Source organism: Deltaproteobacteria bacterium GWC2_65_14 (assembly GCA_001797615.1).
Lineage (GTDB): Bacteria > Desulfobacterota > Deferrimicrobia > Deferrimicrobiales > Deferrimicrobiaceae > GWC2-65-14.
In genome coordinates this window covers 1-7,014 of record MGPV01000005.1, presented here as the reverse complement: position 1 = coordinate 7,014, position 7,014 = coordinate 1, and the positions used below count along the sequence as shown (strand labels likewise).

The window sequence follows — 7,014 nt, the reverse complement described above, 5'->3', positions numbered from 1 at the left end:
AGACCCGCGCATTTCCTCAAGTCGGAAACCTAATCGGCTGATGATGTCCCGCGGCGATCGATACACTCCGTTATGCCGTCCCAGGTAACAGGGATCCTGGTACGTGAGGACTCCTCCCGTCCCCCCTTTCACCGTGATCCGTCCGGCCTCGATCAGCCGGCGGATGAATTCGGTGTGATGAATCACATCGTAGTTCCCGCCGAATTGCGGATACTCGTTTTTCAACGCGTTGAAACAATGCGGGCATTGCGTGATGATCTTCCGGATGCCATAGCCGCTCAAGGTTTCCATATTATCCTTAAGCAGCGATTGAAAAAGAAATTCATTCCCGAGCCTGCGGGCGGAATCCCCGCAGCATTTTTCCTCGGAACCGAGAATGGCGAATTCGACACCCGCATGTTTCAGGATGCCGGCCATCGCCGTTGCGACACGCGCGTTCCGGTCATCGAATGAACCGGCGCACCCTGCCCAATAGAGGTAGTCCGGAGTCCCCGTCTCGGCAACCACGTGGACGCCAAGCCCGTTCGCCCAGTCGGCCCTTTTCATCCGACCCAGCCCCCACGGATTTCCGCTGTATTCCATATTCCGGAACACGGGATTCAATTCCGACGGGAACCTGCTTTCCATCATCACCCGGTTGCGGCGCATCCCTATAATTTTCGGGATATGCTCCACGAAAACCGGACACTGCTCCATGCACGACCCGCATGTCGTACAGGCCCAAAGGGCATCTTCTTCGATGATGTCGCCGATGAGATCATCAACGGAAGGACGGCTGGCGGGAATCGACCGTCCTTTCTCCGTCATATGAGCCCTTAAATCCATGATCAATTTCCTGGGCGATAGAGGTTTCGCCGTCACGTGGGCAGGGCAATGGCGCTGGCAGCGGTCGCAACGGGTACAGGCATCGGTATCGAGCAAATCCTTCCAGGTGAACTCCTCCAGCGCGCCCGCGCCGAAACGCTGGATGTCGTCATCGTCGATCTCCAACGGGGGCAATATCCCCGTCGGTTGCATCGACCGGTAATACGTATTCAACGGTGCGGTGATTATGTGGATCATTTTGGAATATGGAACGTAGCCGATCAACCCGAAGGATAGCGACGCGTGCGCCATCCACACGATTTCATGGGTGCTGTCCAGCTCGATTTTCGCCGTGCCGTGGAATATCCCCGCCAGGAGATTGCCGACGGGGGACCATGCTCCGGACGGGTCGCCGGTGGATGCGATCCTGAGACCTTCAACAAGGAATCCGGTGAGGAGAATTCCGGCAAGAAGCGCAAGGACGACGCCATCCTCCGGCCGGCTTTCCACCCCTCCATCTCTACCAAGGTGGCGACGATGGATGGATACTATCAGCCCGGCCAGTACCCCCGACCCCGCCGTATCCATGGCGAGTTTGAAATAAAGATAGAATCGGCCTTGCAGCAATCTCGCTCCCAGATCAACCTGGAGAGCGACGATGGCCGTTCCGACGAATAGGGTGGCCATCCCCCAGAAGATCGCCAGATGCGTCCATCCGGGTCGGCCCCCGCGCAGAATCCGTTCATGGCCGAGGACCAGGCTCGCGGCGGACTTTGCCCTGCTCCATGCGTGGTCGTTCCGGCCGGCGGGTTTCCCCAGCCGCCACAAGGCATGTCTCCGATACATCCCGTAACCGAACGCGATGAATGCGGCCACGGAAAAAAGTTGGATCGCTCCCCGGTCGCTTATGTTCCAGAATATATCCCGGCCCGTGATCAACCCCATCCCGCCCTTCCCGATCCGCTCCCCTTCATGGCAGCGTGACCAGTTTTTCCTTCAAGAGGTGTTCCACGGTTTTCAACGTGGACGCCCGGTCCGGGCACGGTCGAATATTGTTCTCCTTCTTCGCCTGCGCGCCTCCGGAGAGGATCCTCTGAAGCCGGGCCACGACGGGCATCCCGGTGGCGGCCCCCAACGCGCTTCTTCTACGGGGCTTGGGAGGGGTCACGCGCTCCAATCGAATCAGGGGTGGGGGCACGCCCTCCAAGCCGATCCCCTCCAGGTCGACGCCCGTGATTTGAATCTTCCGTGCCTTTCGTCGATCCGGGTACCGCGGGTACCTCAGGGGCGGGCCTTTTTCCAAGGTGATCACGGCGGGCAGGCGACAGGACAAGGAGAGAATTCTTCCGGGGATCCGCTTCTCCACCCGGATGGATTCCGACTCCCGGCCCATCTCGACGCTTCGGGCGCACGTGATCTGCGGCAGGTCGAGGAGTTCGGCGAGCATCGGCCCCGTCTGGGCATGCTCCACGTCCGCCCTCCGCCAACCGGCCAGGATCAACCGGAACGGCCGCAGCCGAACCGCGGCCGCCAGGATCACCGCGAGCCCATGCGGATCCGCTTCCTCGACCCCTCCTCCCCAGACCCGGACCAATTCATCGGCTCCGACGGCGAGGCACTCGCGGAGAGCGCTATCGGCGGACGGAGGGGCTACGCTGACCACCCGAATCCCGAAGGCCGGAAACCGATCCTTGATCCTGAGCGCCTGTTCCAGCGCGATCGTGTCCGGTGGGTTCAGGATCCATCGGCGGCACGTCGGATCGATCCGCCCCCGCAACGTGTCGAGGACCAAGGGATTCCGGCAATCATGTACCGGGGCGACCATGACGACGATGCCGGGACCCGCCTCGCTCATGCGGACCGCTCCTGCCGTTCCGCATCCGCGGCGGCTTCCCGGAACGCATCGATCATGACGGGGAGGACGTCCTGGACATCCCCCAGGATGCCCAACGTCGCGATCCGGAAGATGGGAGCGTTCGGGTCGGTGTTGATCGCCACGATGGTCTCCGAGGATTGCATCCCCATCAGGTGTTGTATGGCCCCCGAAATGCCGCAGGCGACGTACAGGCCGGGGGACACAACCTTCCCGGTCACTCCGACCATGCACTCCCTCGGTCTCCACTTCAAGTCCACCGCCATGCGGGAGGCGGCCACGGTTCCTCCGAGCACTTCTGCAAGGTCCTCAAGGAGACGAAAGTTCTCTCCGGCCTGCATGCCCTTGCCGCCCGCGACGATCACCTCCGCGTCGGCGAGGGCCACCTGGGAGGGTATTTCCCTGACGGCCTGCTCGATCTTCACCCTGTCCCCTCGGAGAGAGAGCGTCTTTCCCCAACATTCCGGGGTTTCCAGGGTGAATCGATCCCTGGAAAGCGCCCGTTCCACCTCGGCGATCTTGGGAGCCAGGGTGACGATCGCGGGGCTCTTGCCCTGGAAGGAGAAGATCATGGAGGCGTGGGGACGGTATGCGGTGCGGGTCACCTGAAGCCCGCCGCTCTGGGGATTAAGGAAGGTGGCTTCCGTGACCAGGCCGCTGCCAAGCCGCGCGGAGACTCGAGGCGCCAGTTCCCGCGTCAGAGCCGAACCCCCCATCAGAAGGACATCCGGCGCCTGGTCCTTCAAAATTCTCTCCAGGCAGTCGGTGAGCCGATCCGGGGAAAGTCCGGAGAGGGACTCCTTTTCGCAAACCAGCACGCGATCCACGCCGAACCGTCGGAGGTCCTCAAGAACCTTCGGGGGAATTCGATGGCCCAGAATCAGTGCGGTGCAGCGCGCATCGGGCCTCCCGGCGTGTCGAACCGCCTCGGAAACCGCCTCCTGGCAAACGCGCAGGATCTTTTCGCCGGCGCACTCGACGAAAACCCAGATTTCCGCCAACCCTCAAATCCCCGCGGCGGCTTTGTACCCCTCGTGTATGGCGTCGATGAGAAGCCTGGGGGCCATGGCGTCCCCGATCTTGACAACGCGGTTGACCTTGCCCTTGAGCCCGGCAAAAAGCCCGTCGTTGGCCTTGCGCCAGTAGGACAGCACGAGAGTGTCGGCCGGCAATTCCTGGTCCTGCTCGGTGAACACGTCCCGGATGGTGACATGGCCGGGGGCGACTTTCTTGACCTGGTGATCGCTCACGCGCCTGACGCCCTTGCTTCCCAGCGTCATGAACTGGAATCCCAGGGTGATCAACTCCACATTGTAGGGGTTGCTCGTGAAAAGCCGCACGGGAAAAGGCATGATCACCGTGACTTCCTTCCCCTGGTCGGCAAGAACCTCGGCGGCGACGAGCCCCTTCGTGTAATTCTGGTAATCCGCGATCACCACCCGTTTCCCGCACTCCACCCTGTTCTGCAGTACATCCTCCACCGTGACGACGTGCGCCCCCGGGCCGATTTCGATGGAAGAACCCGGTCCCACCTTGTCCGGCGCCGGATCATCGATGGCGAGGCCGCCGGTGGCCAGGATGACCACGTCCGGATTTTCCCCGAGCACGGTATCCACGGTAACGTCGGTGTTCATGCGCACGTCCACGTCAAGCCTTTCCAGTTCGTGCTTCAGGAACCGGACCGCCTGCCCGAACTCCTGGCGGCTGGGAGCCATCGCCATGATCCGGATCGCCCCTCCCAGCTCCCCGGTCTTCTCGAACAGGATCACGTTGTGACCCCGTTTCCGGGCGACGATGGAGGCCTCCATTCCCGCGCAGCCTCCCCCGACCACCAGGACCTTCTTCGGCGCTGTGGCAGGCGATAATATCCGCTCCCCCTCGAATCCGGCTTCGGGATTTTGAAGGCAGGTGATCGCTTCCTTGTGGCAGAACCGGTCCCAGCACCCCTCGTTGCACGCGATGCATTGCCGGATATCGTCGACCCTCCCTTCCATCGCCTTTCGGGGCAACTCCGGATCGCAGATCATCGCGCGGGCCATTCCCACCATGTCGGCTTCGTGGTTCTTGATGATGTCCTCCGCGGTAGCCGGATCGTTGATCCGGATCGCGGTGAACACCGGCAAATCCACGAGCTGTTTGATTTCCGCGGCCAGGTAGACCATCGGACGGGGAGGGATCATCATCGGCGGCACGGCATACGCCCCGGACTTGTAGGAGGCGGCTGTCACGTTCAGGTAGTCGAGCTTGCCGGTCCGGGCCCAGGCGGAGAAGACCTCCTTGGCGTCTTCCAGGTTGAATCCTTCGGGGATGAACTCGTCGCCGGCCGCGCGCAACCCCACGACGAAGTTCACGCCCACGGCTTCCCGGACCGAGTCGATGACCTCCATGGTGAACCGCATCCGGTTCTCCAGGCTGCCTCCGTACTCATCCTTGCGGATATTCTGCGACGGGGAGAGAAACTGTTGGGCCAGGTAGCCGTGTCCGAAGTTGAACTCCACACCGTCGTAGCCGGCATCCTTGGCCCGCATGGAGGCGTCCACGAAATACCCGACCGCTTCCCGGATGTCGTCCCTGTCCATCGCGACCGGGCACTCTCCTATCATGGGATTCGGGATTCCCGAAGAGGACTGGCCCGGGTAGCCGGTGTAGAAGGTGGTGCTCACGTGTCCGCAGTGCCATAGCTGGAGGAATATTTTGGCTCCGTGCGCGTGAACCGCCGTCCCGATTCTCCTGAGTATCGGCACGATCTCGTCGCGATAGGCCTGTGGGAACACTTCCGAATGGTACTGGGTATGGGGGGAAACCGCCGTAGCCTCCTGAATGATGAGACCCACTCCGCCCCGGGCCCGCTCCTCGTAGTAATGGAGGAGCCGATCCGTCGGGAGCCCCTTCTCCGCGAACCCCGTGATGTGGGCAGCCTGGAAGATCCGGTTCTTGATGGTCACGTTTCCTATCCGGATCGGCGAAAAGAGGTACTCGAAATCGCTCATATTCGAATCCTTTCCGACGTCATATTCACTGGCCCGGCCACCGCAGCATCGCTCATTCGATGGCCACGACATGGAACCCCAACTCGGGCACTTCCGCTCTGGTTATCTTGAATTGTCGGCCGCCAAGGGTATGCTTGAACTCGGCCTCGGTTCGTACCCTTCTCGCCATATCCGCCAAATCCATCGGTTTGTCGCGCTCGAGATTCCTCTCGATATCCACATATTTCCGAACCTTCTCGGAGGCGAGGTGCGATGGCTGTTGCCGCGCAAACGGCTCCATCCCCAGGACGGATAGGGCTCCGGGACTGGCGCCGATCAGGGTGGACTGCCCCGACAGGATGAGGACCCGGTTACCGCTCTTGTACACCGTGGCGGCATTTACCCATTCCAGGTTGTAGTGCAGACCGACAAAACCGCACATCTCGTTGTCGGCTTCGCACTTGTACACGGGGGCGTGGACGGACTGGATGAATTCACCGAGAAGTTCGATAAACGCGCTCGGGGCCCACCTGGGAAGTCGATCCGGATTCTTGTCGTGGTCTACCCATCCGTAGTAGTCGTAGTACGTAACACCGGTCCTGCAGACCTCCACGGCATCGAATCCGGGAGGAAAGAGCCCCCCGAAATTTTTCGTCGTCTGCCCGACCACCATGGATTTCTTGTCGATGTACAGCACTTCGTCGCTGTAGCGGTTCAGGGCGTATTGCTCGCGCATCAACGGAAGGATGTGCTCGTAAAGTCTTAGCTTCCTTTTTATCCGGTCGTCAACGGGGACCGCGCCGGTGGCGCCGACAATACCGCTCCCGGCTTCGCCATTGTCCGGCGTCCACATGCAGGATGTGTCCCTCCACACGTACCGCTCGGCCATTGCGTCCAACGTGAGATCGAAGCTTGACTCGTTGCGGAACAACGATTCCACGCGCTTGACGATCTCGCTGGAAGATTCCCTGGCCTGGACGGCCGTCGACTGGATTTCCCCGGCAATCCAGTCGATTTCCTCCCGGATGCTATTCATGACCAACCCCCGTACAGGATTTGAACTTCCGCATCCCCATCAAATCTCCATCGCCAGCTTGTGACCCTCGTAGATCGCAGTGACTTCCGTTCTCGACATACCCCGTGATATGGGCGGATTGGACGATGCGATTCCGGAGGATCGTGTTCCTTAGCTTGATCGGCGTGAAGAGATCGGCGAGGTCAGCCATCCGACCTCCGCTCGATCGCCCTTTGTCGCGCTGCCCACTGCGTGTACCGCGGATTGTATCTCTCGAGGCCGCTCTCCGGATTGCAGACGCATTTTATCCTCAGGCCCTGGAATATGCGCGCGTAGCATCCTATGTTGCACCG

At 61.1% G+C, this 7,014-nt stretch carries 4 protein-coding genes and 1 pseudogene (1 of these 5 only partly in view); all 5 read right to left on the bottom strand.

Annotated elements, in window-relative coordinates; translation table 11 throughout:
* Window positions 1–1,749 (bottom strand): annotated as a pseudogene (locus A2X88_06525) (hypothetical protein) (it extends 237 nt beyond the left edge of the window).
* 25 nt (window positions 1,750–1,774) lie between these two features.
* On the bottom strand, window positions 1,775–2,659 hold the full coding sequence (locus tag A2X88_06520; GenBank protein ID OGP35711.1) for a hypothetical protein: 885 nt from the start codon (window positions 2,657–2,659) through the stop codon (window positions 1,775–1,777).
* A complete protein-coding gene (locus A2X88_06515; protein OGP35710.1) occupies window positions 2,656–3,678 on the bottom strand; it encodes a hypothetical protein in 1,023 nt (340 codons plus the stop codon). The genes A2X88_06520 and A2X88_06515 overlap by 4 nt, the downstream gene beginning before the upstream one ends.
* Before the next feature lie 3 nt (window positions 3,679–3,681).
* On the bottom strand, window positions 3,682–5,667 hold the full coding sequence (locus A2X88_06510; GenBank protein OGP35709.1) for a hypothetical protein: 1,986 nt from the start codon (window positions 5,665–5,667) through the stop codon (window positions 3,682–3,684).
* 52 nt (window positions 5,668–5,719) lie between these two features.
* Window positions 5,720–6,682 (bottom strand): hypothetical protein, encoded by a 963-nt coding sequence (locus tag A2X88_06505; GenBank protein OGP35708.1) that lies wholly within the window; start codon window positions 6,680–6,682, stop codon window positions 5,720–5,722.
* Window positions 6,683–7,014 lie beyond the last annotated feature (332 nt).